At 38.2% G+C, this 17,165-nt stretch carries 12 protein-coding genes and 1 pseudogene; 4 read left to right on the top strand and 9 right to left on the bottom strand.

Features of this window, described 5'->3' with window-relative positions; all coding sequences use genetic code 11:
- A pseudogene (locus CRJ00_RS04015) lies at positions 1-215 on the top strand (IS110 family transposase); the annotation flags it as partial.
- A 472-nt stretch (positions 216-687) separates the two neighbouring features.
- On the opposite strand, the gene CRJ00_RS04010 reads toward CRJ00_RS04015, so the two are convergent.
- On the bottom strand, positions 688-2,877 hold the full coding sequence (locus CRJ00_RS04010; RefSeq protein WP_099365597.1) for a glutamine synthetase III family protein: 2,190 nt from the start codon (positions 2,875-2,877) through the stop codon (positions 688-690).
- A 187-nt stretch (positions 2,878-3,064) separates the two neighbouring features.
- Positions 3,065-5,926 (bottom strand): alpha/beta hydrolase family protein, encoded by a 2,862-nt coding sequence (locus tag CRJ00_RS04005; RefSeq protein WP_099365591.1) that lies wholly within the window; start codon positions 5,924-5,926, stop codon positions 3,065-3,067.
- A gap of 100 nt (positions 5,927-6,026) precedes the next feature.
- Here CRJ00_RS04005 and CRJ00_RS04000 point away from each other — a divergent pair, with 100 nt between their 5' ends.
- Positions 6,027-6,761, top strand: coding sequence for an SIMPL domain-containing protein (locus CRJ00_RS04000; protein ID WP_099365590.1), 735 nt, complete (start codon positions 6,027-6,029; stop codon positions 6,759-6,761).
- Positions 6,762-6,995: 234 nt separating this feature from the next.
- On the opposite strand, the gene CRJ00_RS03995 is transcribed toward CRJ00_RS04000, so the two are convergent.
- The 4 genes from CRJ00_RS03995 to CRJ00_RS03980 form a co-directional block, all read right to left on the bottom strand.
- Positions 6,996-9,083 carry a TonB-dependent receptor gene (locus CRJ00_RS03995; RefSeq protein ID WP_257213682.1) on the bottom strand — a complete coding sequence of 696 codons (2,088 nt, stop codon included), beginning with the start codon at positions 9,081-9,083 and terminating at the stop codon, positions 6,996-6,998.
- A 14-nt stretch (positions 9,084-9,097) separates the two neighbouring features.
- Complete coding sequence (locus CRJ00_RS03990) at positions 9,098-10,399, bottom strand: BamA/TamA family outer membrane protein (RefSeq protein ID WP_099365589.1); 1,302 nt, start codon at positions 10,397-10,399, stop codon at positions 9,098-9,100.
- A gap of 84 nt (positions 10,400-10,483) precedes the next feature.
- On the bottom strand, positions 10,484-11,176 hold the full coding sequence (locus CRJ00_RS03985; protein ID WP_099365588.1) for a hypothetical protein: 693 nt from the start codon (positions 11,174-11,176) through the stop codon (positions 10,484-10,486).
- Positions 11,177-11,257: 81 nt separating this feature from the next.
- Positions 11,258-12,142 (bottom strand): 1-aminocyclopropane-1-carboxylate deaminase/D-cysteine desulfhydrase, encoded by an 885-nt coding sequence (locus tag CRJ00_RS03980; protein WP_099365587.1) that lies wholly within the window; start codon positions 12,140-12,142, stop codon positions 11,258-11,260.
- Positions 12,143-12,205: 63 nt separating this feature from the next.
- On the opposite strand from CRJ00_RS03980, the gene CRJ00_RS03975 reads away from it, so the two are divergent.
- Positions 12,206-13,240, top strand: a complete 1,035-nt coding sequence (locus CRJ00_RS03975; RefSeq protein ID WP_099365586.1) for an RluA family pseudouridine synthase — start codon at positions 12,206-12,208, stop codon at positions 13,238-13,240.
- A 3-nt stretch (positions 13,241-13,243) separates the two neighbouring features.
- A complete protein-coding gene (locus CRJ00_RS03970; RefSeq protein ID WP_099365585.1) occupies positions 13,244-14,101 on the top strand; it encodes an aminotransferase class IV in 858 nt (285 codons plus the stop codon).
- Between the two features lie 85 nt (positions 14,102-14,186).
- On the opposite strand, the gene CRJ00_RS03965 is transcribed toward CRJ00_RS03970, so the two are convergent.
- From CRJ00_RS03965 to CRJ00_RS18765, 3 genes are all read right to left on the bottom strand, one after another.
- Positions 14,187-14,777: a YceI family protein gene (locus CRJ00_RS03965; RefSeq protein WP_099365584.1), complete on the bottom strand. Its 591-nt coding sequence runs from the start codon at positions 14,775-14,777 to the stop codon at positions 14,187-14,189.
- An 88-nt stretch (positions 14,778-14,865) separates the two neighbouring features.
- Positions 14,866-16,617, bottom strand: coding sequence for a hypothetical protein (locus CRJ00_RS03960; RefSeq protein ID WP_099365583.1), 1,752 nt, complete (start codon positions 16,615-16,617; stop codon positions 14,866-14,868).
- A gap of 12 nt (positions 16,618-16,629) precedes the next feature.
- Positions 16,630-16,806, bottom strand: coding sequence for a hypothetical protein (locus CRJ00_RS18765; RefSeq protein ID WP_167554217.1), 177 nt, complete (start codon positions 16,804-16,806; stop codon positions 16,630-16,632).
- Positions 16,807-17,165 lie beyond the last annotated feature (359 nt).

The following is a 17,165-nucleotide window of genomic DNA, read 5'->3' as shown; positions in this document are numbered from 1 at the left end:
TCTGCAAGATGGGGATGGGCCAGGTCAGAAAGGTGCTGTACATGGCGGCAATATCCGCCATCAGGAGCAACACCGCCTGCAGTGAGCTCTATGGGAGGTTGATGGAAAAGGGAAAGCCGCTCAAGGTCGCGATCATAGCAGTGGTGAACAAACTGATCAAACAGGCATTCGCCATCGCAAAATCTGGAAAGGGCTACATCGCAAAAGCGGCCTAATCAGAATATTATTTGGAGAAAATTTAATTTATTATTTGGATATATACACAGTTCATTGCGAGGAGGCACGACGAAGCAATCTTTGGATATGCGCCACCCCATGTCATCCTGAGCGCAGTCCTTTTGTCATCCTGAGCGAAGTCGAAGGATCTCTACGGGTACAAACGAACAGATACTTCGACTACGCTCAGCATGACATGCGGGAAGATTGCTTCGTTCCTCGCAATGACGTGTAAAATCCCTCGCAATGACGTGTAAAGTTCCTCGCAATGACGCGGAAAGTCGTACCTCCTCGCAATGACGCAGGAAAAGAGGCAATAAAATAAGAAAAAGACCTCGTAAAACGAGGTCTTTTTCAAAATCTATAATCTAATGTCTATTATCTATAATCTAAAATCTATAATCTAATGTCTATTATCTATAATCTAAAATCTATAATCTAAAATCTATTATCTAAAATCTATTAAACACCCTAATGTATAAACAACAATTCTCTCAATTTTGGCAAAGGCCATTTTGCATCATCCACCAATTTCTCCAATTTATTTACATTATACCTGATTTCATCAAAGAAAGGCTTTACAATTTCATCATAAGCAATTGCTCTTTCACGCATATCCTCAATAGTATTCGATTTCTTACGTGCTTGACGCATTTCTTCCGCTTTTTCCAAAATAATATTCACGTGCTTAGAGATACGCTCGATATAATTCAATTGCGAACTATATGCTTCTTTACCCAATCCAAGATCTTTCAATCCCCTAACATTCTCAATCAATTGATTCTGATAGATAATACATGCTGGAGCAATCTGGCTAGTAACCACATCCCCAATCACCCTTGCCTCAATCTGTAATTTCTTGAAGAAGTTCTCCAACAAAATCTCATGTCTCGCTTCCGATTCCCTTTTATTATAAATCCCCAACGTCTCAAACAACTCAATAGATTCTGGAGTTACATAAACATCCAAAGACTTAGGTGTTGATTTGATGTTTGATAAACCACGAGCAGCAGCCTCAATTTCCCATTCCTCACTGTAACCATTTCCTTCAAAACGGATTGCTTTTGAATCCTTAATGTATTTACGAACAACATTCAAGATCGCAAGATCCTTTTTGATTCCTTTTTTGATCTGTTTGTCCACTTCATTTTTGAATTCAATCAATTGTGCCGCAACGATAGCATTCAAAACCGTCATTGGTAATGCCGAATTTGCCGAAGAACCCACCGCACGGAATTCAAATTTATTTCCCGTAAAAGCAAATGGAGAAGTACGGTTTCTATCGGTATTGTCCAATTTCAAATCAGGGATCTTTGGAATGCCATGCCATAGATTGGCATCTGCTTTCACTTTCTTCGCAACACGTGCAGATTCCACTTCTTCCAAGATTTCATCCAACTGAGAACCTAAGAAGATGGAGATAATAGCAGGAGGTGCTTCGTTTGCTCCCAAACGGTGGTCGTTGGAATGACTTGCTATAGATGCTCTTAATAAATCAGCATGCTCAAAAACCGCTTTGATGGTATTGACAAAGAAGGTCAAGAACATCAAATTGTTTTTAGGAGTCTTTCCAGGAGACAATAAATTAACACCTGTATTGGTAATCAAAGACCAGTTATTATGTTTTCCAGATCCATTTACACCTGAATATGGTTTTTCATGCAATAATACTTTGAAATTATGACGGATAGCCACTTGTTCCATTAGATTCATCAACAATTGGTTGTGGTCAATGGCCAAGTTGATCTCTTCGAACATCGGAGCACATTCAAATTGCGACGGAGCAACCTCGTTATGGCGAGTCTTCAAAGGAATACCTAATTTTAAGGCTTCATTTTCCAGGTCTACCATATAAGCTAATACACGCTCAGGGATAGCACCAAAATAATGATCTTCTAATTGTTGGCCTTTTGCAGACATATGTCCAAATAATGTTCTTCCAGTTAACTGAAGGTCCGGACGTGCATTATATAAGGCTAAATCTACCAAGAAATATTCCTGTTCGATACCTAATGAAGCAGTTACCTTATCAATGGATTTATCAAAATATTGCGCCACTTCGGTCGCTGCTTTATCGATTGCTGCAATTGCTTTTAATAAGGGAGCTTTATAGTCTAAGGACTCACCAGTATACGAAACAAAAACAGTTGGGATACACAAGGTTTTTCCAGCGGCCGTTTCATAGATGAAAGCAGGAGAGGACGGATCCCATGCCGTATATCCACGTGCTTCGAATGTATTACGGATACCTCCATTTGGGAAGGAAGATGCATCCGGTTCTTGTTGTACCAATGCATCTGCAGTGAATTTTTCAATCGCACCACCGTCTCCATCTGGTTCAAAGAAAGCATCATGCTTTTCAGCTGTTGAACCGGTCAATGGTTGAAACCAGTGGGTATAGTGTGATACTCCATTTTCAATAGCCCAAGCTTTCATAGCTTGTGCAATGAACTCTGCCATCTCTCTACTGATTTGATTTCCTTCATCAATAGCGGTATTTAAATCATTGAAAGTAGATTTGGGAAGATAATCCCTCATCTTTGCAGTGGTGAAAACGTTTTTACCAAAAATATGGATAGCACGTTCTGAAGTTACTGCTGATGACACGTTGAAGTGGTGTTTTGTTGCTTCTTCAACGGCGGCGAATCTGGAATTTGACATATTTTTATATTTATATCTTGAGTTTGTGTTGATTCTCTCTAAAAACATTTCAAAAATATGGTAAATTCTCGATTTCAAAATATTTTTTTTGAAAAAAATCACAAAATAAGCTTGAAAAACAATAAATGGGTCAAAAAAAGACTGGATATAACAAAATATCCAGCCTATTATAGGGTTTTAATAAGGATTAATCTACTTCCAGTCCCCAATCAATACCTTTTTCCGTAGCTTTCACACCTTTCTTAATCCAGTTTGCTGCTGGTTTACCTTTCAAAAAGTGATCAAAAAACTGCGCTTCGCGGATTTGTATATCCTTTCTGTTCTGTCTTTGAATTAAATTATGGTCATCGCCATTATAATTCAACAACCAAACAGGTTTATTTAAACGACGTAATGCCGTGAAAAATTCAATCCCTTGGTACCATGGCACTGCACCATCATTATCATTATGCATAATGGCAACCGGCGTATTCACTTTATCCATAAAGAATAATGGAGAGTTTTCTATATATAGATCCAGTGCTTCCCACAGTGGCTTGCCTATTCTACTTTGGGTGTTCTCATATTGAAATTGTCTTGACATTCCAGTTCCCCAACGGATACCTCCATAAGCAGAGGTCATGTTCACTACAGGAGCACCTGCCCAAGCAGCGGCATACATATTGGTCCTGGTGATCAAATGTGCCACCTGGTAGCCACCCCAACTTTGTCCTTGGATACCCATCTTCGTCGAATCTACCCAAGCATTGTTCCGTGCTAAATGATGCATACCTGAATTGATATATTCTTCTGCCGAACGTCCTGGATATCCTGTTTCATAACGGATATCTGGTGCAAACACTAAATACTCGTTGCTGACGAAATAAGGGATATTCAATCGGGAAGGAGTTGGTGCAGGTGCTTGGTAGGTATGCAAGCCATCACTCAACACCTCATAAAAATAAGCGATAATTGGATATTTTTTATTCGGATCAAAATTTTCCGGTTTGTAAAGAATACCTTCTGCCTCATGTCCTTTCGGAGTTTTCCATTTTACCAATTCCGCTGTTCCCCAATTATAATTGGCCTGTTGCGGATTGATGTCTGATAAACGGGTTTCATTTTTAAGATTGCTCAATAAATAAAGATCAGGAGACTTTTGATAATCTTCCTTGGTATAGATTACCTGATCTAGTTTTTCACTATTGGTAATCATTCTATAGGTAAATGGTCCAGCCCAAATCTCTTGTGGACCTTTTTTATCTAATTTATAATAGCCGTTATATTTGTTGGTTTTATTGAAACCGGTTAAATAGATTGCTTTCTTTTCATCAATAATAGTCGCTCTTTTTCTTGGATCATCATCCCGGCTGATATCCACATAACGGTAGGTGATTTGATTTTCACGACCTTTTCCTTTGGTAAGCATGCTTTTATGCTTTCCATCCAAACTTAATTTCCAGATATCAAATCTATCATTTAGGTAGATATTCTTAAAGTCATTGGACCAACCTGCCAACCCGTATGGACCTGGTAATGCAGGAACATCATTTTCCTCATCTACAAAACTGATGGCCAAGCCTTCATTTAGATGTGTTGTTGATTCTTTTTGGATATCATAACTGTACCAGTTGGCATTTTCTCGATTAAAGTAGATCACATGTGTTCCAGTAGGAGAGAGCATGGCCATTCCGGAAAGGTTCTTGATCACTAATTTGTTCTTTCCGGTCAAGGTAGAAACCAGGTATACATCCGATTTGGAACCTCCAGACCATTGCGTTTCAATACGGTATTCTGCATCTGAAGTCGCTAATGCCCATTCGTTATCCGCATCACCGGTTAAACTGATTCTATTGAAGGTATCATCGGAAAGTGGAAGGATCGCCCGGTTACCGGCTAAGTTGATCAGAGCAGTATAATTAGGCGACATATCCCGACGGGCATTCACCAACTGCATCGGCTGAAGATAATCATCCTGCCAGTGCCAGATATCTAATTTTGCGGTTTCAAAGTCTACTAAAGATGTATCTCTTACTCTGGCAATAGGTGCCAAGCCAAAGAACAATCTATTTCCTGCTTTACTGAAATTGATGAATCCATCGCCAGAAACATTCCATTTTTCTGGCATTCCTGAACTGTTCTTATCGGCAATGATGTAAGCGCTGTCTTGTTTTGGCGTGTAATAATATAACTTATATTCCTTTTGCAAGGCTTTTTCCGGACTCTTATCCGCTAAAAATCCCAATTGCTGATTCTGATCGTCAAAACGGAAGGATTTATAAGTTCCTTTTCCATTTGATATCTTTTTACTGCTTTTAGTTGCAAGATCGTAAATATATAATCCAGCTTCGTTCAGGGTATCTTTGCCTTCGCCCTTGCGGGTGAATAATAAATATTGTTCATTATCGCTCCAATAAAAATTATCCGCCTTTAGAATTTGCGTAGTGTCACCTGAATTCAGGTTCAATACGTGGAGAACAGGCGTGGTTTTCTCTTTTCTAGGGCTAGGTCTTCTGTTGTTGGTACTATCTTTTGCAGCGATAACCTCTTTTTTGACCTCTTCTTTTTTAATCGAGTCTGCTTTTTCGTCCTTTTTAGGATTTGGCAACACGATTTCTGATATGAAGGCTACATAATTATTCGCTTTTCTAGCTAGCTGTGATGATTTTACTGCAGGAAATTTAGTGGTTTTATTATTCAGGATATCAAAAACCAATAAACTGTCTTTGGGCATGTCATCAGGTCTTTTCTTTTTAATCCTTGCTTCACGAACTTCCTTAAAAGGGGCCTTGATGGTGCTGATCAAAAACTTTTCGTTTTCCGTTAATTTTAGATTACTACCTCTTGGGATCTCCAGTAAGTTTTGGTTTTTATTATTTTTCAGAATAGCCAATGCATCACCTTCCTGTGGAACAATAGCATAATAGATATAATTCCCGGATTTACTGATGGAAGGACTGGAAATAGATTTCCAGTTATCATATACCGTATGATCGATTGGCTTTTTCTGTGCCTGGGCAAATGATAATAAGGAAAAACTAATGAAAAGTAAGCTGAATTTATGTTTCATAAATTGTATTGTTTGGAACATCAATATTACTCAAAAAAACGTTAACTTAGATTTAATGAGATTATAACAATTTTATTATAAACATAATAATGACCATATCATGAAGAATACAGGAATCATCATTAGTGTGATCGCAGGGATCGCTTTTATAATATTTGGTTTGTTGTTTGCCAATGCTTACAAATACAAGTACAAAAACTCAAATACGATTAATGTTACTGGCAATGCAAAAACCGATTTTGAATCGGATATTGTGAAATGGTCTGCTTCTTATAGTAGAAAATCCATGGATCTGAGCGAAGCTTCGGAGCAATTGAAGAGGGATAGGGAATTGGTTCGGGATTTTTTGGTTAGGCAGGGTATTAAGGAGGCCGAAATTCTGTTCAATGCGGTGAATATAAATCGAGAGTTTAATTCTTCTACGGATAGTAATGGGAATAGTTATACGACTTTTTCCGGTTATAGTTTGTCACAGAATGTTAGTGTGGAGTCTAAGGACTTGAATAAGGTGGATAATGCGTCGAGGGAGATTTCGGCATTGATATCGCAGGGGATTGAGTTGAGTTCGAATCAGCCTAGTTATTATTTTTCTGGATTGGAGGATTTGAAGTTGAAATTGATTTCTCAGGCTTCACAGAATGCGCGTTCAAGAGCCGAGAATATTGCAAAAGAGGCAGGTTCTTCGTTAGGGGAGCTGGTGAAAGCGGATCTAGGGATTTTTCAAATTACGGGTCAGAATGATAATGAAGAGTTTTCTTATGGGGGAGCTTTTAATACAACTTCTAGGAGTAAGACGGCTAATATAACGGTGAAGGCGAGTTATTTGTCGAATTAGGATAGGGGTTTGATTCGTACTGAAAGTAGGGTGAAAGTAATGTGAAAGTATGTTTTTAGTATGTAAGGGTAGTAAAAACATGGTTTAAGTGTGTTTTAAGGGTGTTTTTGTAGTGGTTTTAATGGTTTTACATAGGAAAATGGTGGATTCTGCGTCATTGCGAGGAGGCACGACGAAGCAATCTTTGGACTAATAGAAAGATTGCTTCGTTCCTCGCAATGACGAATGGTTAACTTAAAAACCAACCTTAACCCCGCCATAAAAATTCCTAGGGGCAGCAGCATTGAAATACCTATTTCCCATCGCATTAATATCATTCCCTAAGGAATATTTTTGGTTCAGCACATTATCAGCACCAATAAAAAATTGAACCTTATACTTATCTAAAAATCCAATTCCCCAAGAAGCTTTCGCCTGAACCAAATGATATTTATCTGCAAAAACACTATTTCCATCATTCAACGGAATTTCATCCGTGAAATTATGGAATACATTCAATTCAAAGCCCTTATTAAATTTCAAGGCCAACATATTCACCCACATCCATTCCGGAATAGACGTAACCTTATTTCCAGAAAAATCTTTATCATCAACCTGATAATCATCAAATTTATAATGCTGATATGTCAGGTTGGTAGAAAGAATTAGTTGTTGGATAAATCTTTCAGGCTGAGGGGAGATTAATTCCGTAAGTACACTAGTCTCTAAACCTTTTTGATCAATTTTTCCAGCATTCACAAAAAATTCATTGCCTTCTTCATTCAACTGTCGGACGATGCCATTGTCCATTTTATACTGATAAGCCGTCAAATCAATAATCAATTTCCGATTGAAGGCTTCCTGCCTAAATCCCAATTCATAATTTGTTCCTGATTCAGCCTGTAGACCTGTATTGATCTGGTTATCGGAAGAACGAACCTCTGATAAAGTCGGTGTAGAATAACCTGTTGAAATGGCTGCACGCAAAGCGGTATTCGAAGCTACTAAATACGATAAGGCTACCCTTGGCATCAATTTAGAATGAAAATCGATATCACCTTTGGCAAGCTCAGCTGTCATCCCACGTTTGAAATTGATGCTGTTATTGTTGAGCCCTAATGATGCTTCTGCTGTAAGTTTCTTGAAAAATTGAGCCTTTGCTCTTAGAAAGTAAGAATCCTGTAGCATATCCAGCCTGTCGTTGTCTGTCAGATTGCCTATTTCGCCGAGGTTATTTTCATGATTCTTAATATGGTACCAACCTTTCTGTAATTCCATCCCTGCCTGAACTTCCCAACTCAAATCCTCTGATGGATTTCTATCGAATGAAAAGTAGGTTCGATAACCTAAATTCTTTTCTTTACGTGTTTCATAGTTCGTGATGAAGGGATTCTCAAAATCCGTATGGGAGCCAAAGACAGATATGACATGTTTCAATCCAAACTGAAATTGATAGTCATGGATCAATCCACCTAATAAAGTCTTGTTATAGATTCCAGCTTGTTGGTCAACAGCAGATGGAAAATTCCCTGCAGCAGGACGTGCCTGTTGAGGATTCTCGTCATACTGTTGAAGCGTTAATCCTCCGGGGGTTTCATAGCCAAGATCGCTGTAGATTCCTAAGAATTTTAAGCTTCCCGAGGGATTATATTGATAATGATGCGCAGTCTGAACATATTTTTTGGATAAACCGGTCTGTTCACGGTATCCATCAGATCTTAAGAATGCCTGGTCAAAGGAAAAGCTGTATTTTTTATTTACTTCATGTCCAATCGATAAAGTTTGATGAAACATTCCATTGGACCCTCCCTGTAAAAGAATGGATTTTTCATGATTTGGTTGGCTCAAACCATTAGGGCTAATCCGAACTACCCCTCCAGAATTTGGTCCAAACAAGGAAACATCAGGTCCCTTTAACACATGGATTTGCTGAATCCCTACAGGGTCCAAAAGATTGAAATAGGTGTTTCCACTCGCATCCGTCATTGGAATTTCATCCAAATAAATTTTTGTGTTCCGGATACCAAAGGGAGAACGGATCATACTACCCCTTAAAGCCAATCGATAACTACCTGGAGATCGCTCTTCCATGCGTACGCCTGCTGTGGTATTCATAGCTGAAACCAAGGAAGATGGTTGTTGTGCATTAAGTAATGGTTTAGTTAAAACCTTAGATGGACTAGTCAAGCTTAGTAAGGCTTGCGAATTGAAATAAGCTTTAACCACGACAGGGTCAATTTCCCTATAGCTGGTATCTCTTATTGTTTCTTGAGATTTTGCCAGAAAGGGGATAAAACACAAACAAGCAACAGTTAATAGTGATTTACTTTTTATATGGGGCATGAATAATAATGTCTTTAAAATGCCTCGTTCAACCCCAGGAATAAGCCATGCTGACCAAACCTTCCATAGGCATAGTCTATACAAAGGTTTGTGCGGGTTGCTTTATTGAATAATAGTCGAAGGCCAGCACCCCCAGCCGGTTGCCAGATTTTAAATAACTCGGTGCCCATCTGGTCATTAGCAGTCTGTACATTGGCAAATACAACTCCGCTTAGGAATTGGTTCCTTAGGATAGGGAATCTATATTCAAATTCCGAATAGAAGAATGATCTTCCTTTAAAATAACCTAAGGTATATCCTCGACCACTTCGGGCATAAGGGTCTTTTCCAGTACCTGGAAGATCCACATAAGGCAATTTACCACCAAGATTGTAAGAACCGAAATTCCAGAAGGCCAATACATGATTAGGTCTTTCAGTAGATAATTGCCAATATTTTCGGAAATCTGTCTGTAATTGATAAGCATTTTGCGCGCTTCCCATCCAAGATTGGTTCATACGCAAGACCAAATCCACATAATAGCCTTTATAAGCGCTATTCGGATTATCCCTTGTCATGTATTGCATATTCAACATGAGGCCATTGTTGTTTACACGAGTGGCATCAAAACCATTCCAACGGCTGTATATTTCTACAGGTGCCATGCCTGGATCGGAACCTACGGTTTCGAATTTCCGCTTCATCTCAAAAAAGAAACCTACACCTACGAAAGCTCCGGGGAATAGGTTTTTATAAACTCGCTCACTAATGGAATAGACCATAAATTTATTCACAAAACGCTCCCGTTCAGGATTGTTCATGATCAATTCTTCTTCCGTGGGATTCTCCAATGGACCACCTATACCCATACCATAATCCAGTCCTACGGCCTTGGCCACCATCATATTTCCTTTGATGTTCCATTTATTACCAGGGGTATAGATGTCATGAATCAGGTATCCAACAATAATCCCTCTCGTCGTGGCACTGACCGCTGCCGCACCGATGGACATCGCTGTGTTGGGTTCATTACCCAAAATTTTACCTCCAACCGCTTTGATCCCAATCTGACCACCAATAGATGGGTTATAGTTCAGGTTGGGCAAATAGGTAATTGCAGATCTTTTAGTACTTTTTACTACAGTGGAATCCTTTTTCTTAAAAGGATTGATATCCTTGAACAGGTCCACAATGTCATAAAGTTGTTGGGTAGGATGGATGGTATCCTTTTCCAACTTTGTACTAATCGTATCTTGTATCTGAACTTGGGCAATTACATGCTTTGGTTTCGAAGCTTGAATAAATATGAAAAGAAGCAAAAAAATGCTAAAGCGCATAGGTATTTGATTGATAGCTTTAAATGATTAGCAACAAAAGTATAAAAATAAAGCTATCCCTCTTGTCATAGGAATCAAATAATATTAGACCTCTACAGAAAAGTCTACGGTATGGACTTTACCCGATATTTTAAACTGCACCCAAATCCGATAGTTGCCAGCCTTTTCAATATGCGCTTCTGCATATATTGGATATTTCTTATTGGATACGGGATGAATATGTAAAAAATCTTTTGATTTGGTTTCGATCATCACAATGTGCGCAGATGCGCCTAGATAATTTTCCAAATCCTTTTCACCTAACATTTCGCCTTCTTTTTCAACGGTGAAGGCTAGGGTCTGCATTCCCGTATTCAATTCCCGGGCATTGACCAAAGTGATGATATAATCCTCTTCTCTAGCGACTATCTCCGGTTGGAATTCAATTTTTTCACTCAATTCGTCCCCTACAACATGGATTTCATGTTTGTGTACCATGGGCTCTCCATCCTCAGGCTTGAAGTCTACGAATAATAGGAACTTTCCAGCGGTTGGAAAGGTTTCTTCAACTAGGTACTGGCCTTTATTTTCTTTGGGATGTAAATGATCGAACCAGGTCAGTTCATCATTGACAGCCAATAAATGCATTTTTTTCTCATGCACCGTATCTAAAGAAACAGCATTATTATCTTTCTTTAAGGAAATATTAATGGATACAGGCTTACCTGCTTCCACACGTTGTGGATCTAGTATAACATCTACATCAATTTCGTTATGATATTCGTGGTGGTTGTTCATATTTTGCGATTTTATTCAACCTAATTAACAAAATAGTGGTAGAATTAGTTTTGAAAATAACGCAAATTGCTCAATTAGCTTTTAGAATAGGTTTAATTGTCCAAGCAAACCTGTTAAACCACCGGTATGCAGAAAAAGGATTCGGCTACCTGGTTTGAAATAATCTTTTTTGATGAGATCAACTAATCCATACATCGCCTTACCTGTGTAAACTGGTTCGATCATGATTCCTGTGGAGGCAACGAAATCTTTTATAAAGTGGATGAGTTCGGGGGTTGATTTCCCATATCCTGAAAAATGATAGTCTAGATGAAGTTCCAGATTCTTGGTAGAAACCTCGAATTTATTGATATCTTCCTTAATAAATCCGCCATTTTTTAAAACAGGAATAACATGTAACCGGGATGCTAAATTTGCTTCGTCAATTCCTTGTAATAGTCCCGCTGCAGTAGTGCCTGTACCTGCTGCCGTAATAATGTGAGCATATTCCTGTTGGAGTTCTGGAATAATTTCTTTGCAACCCAGCACGCCCAGGTTTGAGCGCCCGCCTTCATCTATGAAATAGGCTGTTGAAGAATCAAAATGGTTATTAAAATAGGATTCTTTCTCTCGATATGAACTCCTATCGATAAATTGCAATTTCATACCAAAAAGTCTGCACATGGCCAATACGGGATTATCAACCGATTCTCCACGAACAATCCCTTGGGATTGAAAGCCAAATTGGGCAGCAGCAGCAGCTGTAGCCAACAGATGATTGGACCACGCACCTCCAAAGGTTACCAACTGGTTTTTATTTAGGTTCTTAGCCTCGTGTAAAGGATATTTCAATTTGCGCCACTTATTTCCTGAAATGAAGGGATGGATTTTGTCATCCCGTTTGATGAATACCTGAACAGCTTTTTTGGAAAAAACTGGGTGGTTTATCTCTTCTTCGGGACTATGGATGGGAAATTGACTAAGCATGGATTAAAGATAGGATTTTTACTTTTGAGTTTGTTGAACGCTTTAAAATACTACTTTTGTAGCATGTTAGATGAATTGGAAAATGAGCAGGACGAACAGGAATTATTCGAGCATTTACGGATAGTTGCTGATAAAGGTCAAGCTTTATTACGTATTGATAAATTCCTGATGAATAGGGTAGAGAATACCTCTAGGAACAGGATTCAGAATGCTATTGATGCCGGTTCTGTCAAGGTAAATGATAAAGTAATCAAAGCCAGTTATCGGGTCAAGCCATTTGATGTCATTACCGTTGTTTTACCAGATCCACCGAGAGATAGCGAAGTCTATCCAGAAGATATTCCTTTATCAATCGTTTATGAAGATGATGACGTGCTGATGGTTAATAAAGAGGCAGGTATGGTTGTTCACCCTGGGTATAATAATTATACGGGAACCTTGGTAAATGCCTTAACTTTTCATCTGAACCAATTACCAACCTTACCTGGAAATACAGGTCGCCCAGGATTGGTGCACCGAATCGATAAAGACACTTCAGGACTGTTAGTCATTGCAAAAAACGAATGGGCGATGACCTTTTTAGCGAAACAGTTCTATGAGCATAGCATCAGCCGGAAATATATCGCACTTGCCTGGGGTGATATCGTGGAAGATGGAACCGTATCAGGATATATCGGAAGATCCTTGAAAGATAGAAGAATCATGGATGTCTATGATGAACCAGAAAAAGGGAAATGGTCCGTGACCCATTATCGGGTTTTGGAGCGTTTAGGTTATGTCACTTTAATCGAATGCGAACTGGAAACAGGTCGTACTCATCAGATCCGTGCACATATGAAATCTATAGGCCATCCTTTATTTAGTGATGAATCCTATGGAGGAGAAAAGATATTAAAGGGCACTCAATTTGCAAAATACAAGCAATTTGTGTCCAACTGCTTTTCCTTATTGCCACGTCAAGCGCTGCATGCCAAGTCGTTAGGGTTTATTCATCCTAAGACAAAAGAAAATTTATACTTTGAAGTACCATTACCAGAGGATTTTCGTTTAGCATTAGAGAAATGGAGAACTTATGGCGATGCCAATAATCAGATCTAAAATATGCCGATACAATATATCAATTATAACGGAACGATAGTTCCAGAAGACATGTCCATCCTAACTGCGGATAGTAGAGCCTTTAGATACGGGGATGGATTATTTGAAACGATGTTATGGAGAGATGGGGATGTGAGATTCCTGGATTTTCATGTCGAGAGATTGCAGGAAAGCATGAAAATGCTTCATTTTGAGGATTACGAGAAATTTGATGGATTTTTTATTCGCCAAAAGATTGAAGAACTTTCCAGGAAAAACAATATGGTTGGGCAGACTGGCCGGGCAAGATTCATTGTTTTCCGAACAGGTGGAGGACTTTATGGGCCAGAAAGCAATAAACCCTCTTTTATTATTCAGCTGGACAGAAAGCCTGAAAGTTTGCGGGACAAGAAATTAGGCTTGATTATCGATGTATATACAGAGTATAAAAAAGCTTATAATGAGCTTTCTAAGATAAAATCCAATAATGCCTTGATCTATGTGATGGCCGGATTATACCGGAAAAAATTTGCCTTTGATGAGGTGTTGATTTTAAACCAACAAGGAAATCTCTGTGAAGCATTGGCTTCTAATATTTTCGTGTATTATGATAAGGTATTATATACCCCTGCATTAACCGAAGGTTGTATAAATGGGGTAATGCGTAGAGTGATTATGGATATCGCCCAAAGTGAAGGTATCGAAGTGGTTGAAGCAGAAATAAAACCAGAAATATTGAAGGTGGCCGATGAGATATTCTGTACAAATGCGGTAGAGGGAGTACAGTGGGTAATGGGTTATAAGCAAAAGAGGTATTTCAATAAAATTTCCCGGATTTTTCAGGAAAAACTGAGAAACTGGACTTATGAGGTAGAAGAATAAATAGGAATTTATAAAAAAAACAGGCTCTAGATAATTCTGGAGCCTGTTTTTATATGCAAGAATTAGTATGATTCTTATCTAACGATTAGTTTTTTACTACTTCAACGTTTACCGTAATGGCAACTGTAGGTGCAACAGCATCTACGCCAGAAGGAAGCTTATCGTTATAGTTGATGTTGAATTCTTTACGGTTGATGCTGGTCGTAGCTGTAAAACCTGCACGTGTTTTTCCCCATGGATCTGTAATAATACCATTGTTCTGTACCACATCGAAAGTAACTTTTTTAGTCACGTCTTTAATGGTAAGATCTCCGGTAAGTTTGAATTTTCCTTTTCCCGCACTTTTTAAAGTTGCATTTTTCAAGGTCATTTTTGAGAATTTCTCTGCAGAGAAAAAATCATCGCTTTTCAGGTGGGTATCCCTAGCTTCAACACGGGTATCGATACTGTTTACATCAATATCAAAATTAACTACAGCTGCGTCGAAGTTATTAGCGTCTTTAGTTTCCACAGCACCTTCCAATTTCTTGAATTGGCCATCAACAAAAGCAATCCCTAGATGTTTCACCTCGAAACGGGCATTGGTATGTGCAGGGTCTACGGACCATTTTACTTGTGCAAAGGCAACATTCCCTAAAAGGAATACGGAAGCGAATAAACTTAATAATGTTTTCATAAAGCTGTTTTTATTTATTTTCAATTATTTAAGACAAAGGTCTTTGTTTAAGAAACAATAAACATTGATGTATGTTAAGAAATAAAATTTATTTTCTGACGCAACGGACGCTGGCAAGATTAGAACTACTGAATGTGAAGCTATTTGTTTCATCCCATCGATCATTGAACCATGATGTATTATTGTAGTTTAGCCTTGCGAAAGTACCACTCGTTGTAGTCCTCCAATAGCCTTTGGTATTTTGATAACTAGTGGAATTTGGAAAAAAGTTATTTGTTGGACCTGTAGAAGACTGTTTATAGCCCACAGGAGTGAAAATCAGATCTCCATGTGGATATGAAGGATATCCTAATACAGGTGTGGTTGGAGTCATATATAGGTACCAGCCATTATATTCGACACCGACATTCTGGGTAATGTTATTAAAACTATTGAAATGTGCAGGGGTTGGTAATGTCCAAGTATCTTCAGGATAGATCATTTCACAAATATTTTTTCCATTAGCTACACTATAAATATCATGTGTGAAATAATCGGTTGTTGGAACTCCTGCAACGGTTTGATATAAAGGGTTATCATACCTTATTCGATAATCCCAAAATCCGTCTGGTCGCAGTGGTCCATCGGCAACACGCCAAGTATTTCCCCGTGCCCATCTTGCTGAACCCATTGGGATGGCAGATTCTACCAATATTATGGAAACAAAATAACTCTTGCCAGGTTGGGCTATAAAACTATTGAATGCAAATTCATTGTTGGTAAAAGTCCTTACGACATCAGTTGCTGCTCCATCGGTATCTCTTAAACGCTTGCTGGTAATCCTCATGGTATCAATAGATATGGTCAAAGGTTTGGAGACAGAATTCACTGGCGAATAAAAGGTGTATCTTTTTTTCCAATTCAATTCTGGAACAGTATCTGTGCCCACTGGTACTACATAGGCTGAACTGTTATGGTTATAAACTTGATCAGTAGTTTGAACATTGGTCAAATTTAGATAGGAACTATCAGATAAACGGAAATTACCTTTCATAAAACCAGCATTATCTTTGATTCTTAGGCTGGCATAAGTAACCGGAGCAAACATACCCCTGGAATTCACTTCCACGACAAATCTTGCTGTTTTACGGGTTAGAACAATGTTCTGAATGCTATTCAGGCCATTAACTACATTACTAGTGGTTATTAAGCCCGTTGCATAGGCAAAATCCTGTCTTTTGGTAGTACTGTTTGCGGAAGGTTTTACCGGAACCGTTCCATTGGCGACCACAAAGGTATCAATAGGACTGGTATTATTATACGTATATGCATACCAGCGGTATTGTGTATTTCTGTTTGCCCCAATTGAAATATAGTTAGATCCGATAGTCCCTTCTTGTTGGCCTGCATAAGTCGTTGCTACACCTGATCCATTGGTTTTGTACAATACTATTCTGTATTTAACCCCATTATTAAGGGGAGAGTGGTATCGGATAGCCTGATTATTCCCATTGGAAGAAGATTTGGTACTACTTTGGATTTTCTTTTTGCTGCTTGCTCCAGGGAATTGAGTAGGCAGTTTTTCGGTAATTTCCATGATAACATCAAAACCATTCAATGACAGCACATCACTTCTGAAGGATACTGGTTTTATGGTACGGTTATGATTAGCTGAAGCTTTTTGTTCTTTGTTAAATTCTGGGAATACATCTTCCGTATCTTCTAAACCATCAATCTTAAATTCAATACTAGCTTCCTTCGGTGGCTCTATTGGATTGGGGTTCTCTTTCTCAATGCCCTTATCGCAGCCAATTAGTAGGATGAAAAGCAAAAAAAAACTTAATAATTTAAAGGTATTCATGGGATGATGATTTTATAGATCAAAATTCTTGTAGGTATCGGCAGGAGATTCATCCCAATTTTCAATTCTAGGTTCATTTCCTGAATTAATACTAATGGTCGTAGATGTACTCGCAATCCCTTCTTCCATTTCAATAAAATATAAGGTGATTGTCGGAGTTTGATAAACTTTTTTCTTAATTGTCTGCATCTTTAATTGATTTTTATAGTATTTGGCTATACAGAAAGTGTGAAAAACAAGCTATTAAATACGACGACAAAATTATAGCAAATATTTTACATAAAATTAATATTTAATCTTTTTAGGCAGTTGATTTAGATATTTGTAGCGTTTCGGCTTCAATGAATTTCAACAGAAAGTTATGAAGGAGAGTGAGAAAATAAGGTGAAATTAGATTTAAAATTAAAGTTTGTAACTAATGAGGTTTAAATATGCTTAATAAATGTTAATTTTTAGACCAGGTGAAACCTAGGAATTAAAGTTAAAATTCACGTAATAACATATATTGTTATTTTTAGATATAACTATTAATTAATATGGTGTATTTA

The sequence above is a fragment of the Sphingobacterium sp. 1.A.4 genome (genome assembly GCF_002734245.1).
Taxonomy (GTDB): domain Bacteria; phylum Bacteroidota; class Bacteroidia; order Sphingobacteriales; family Sphingobacteriaceae; genus Sphingobacterium; species Sphingobacterium tenebrionis.
Note: the sequence above shows the minus strand (reverse complement) of the source record. Positions and strands in the feature narration are given on the sequence as shown.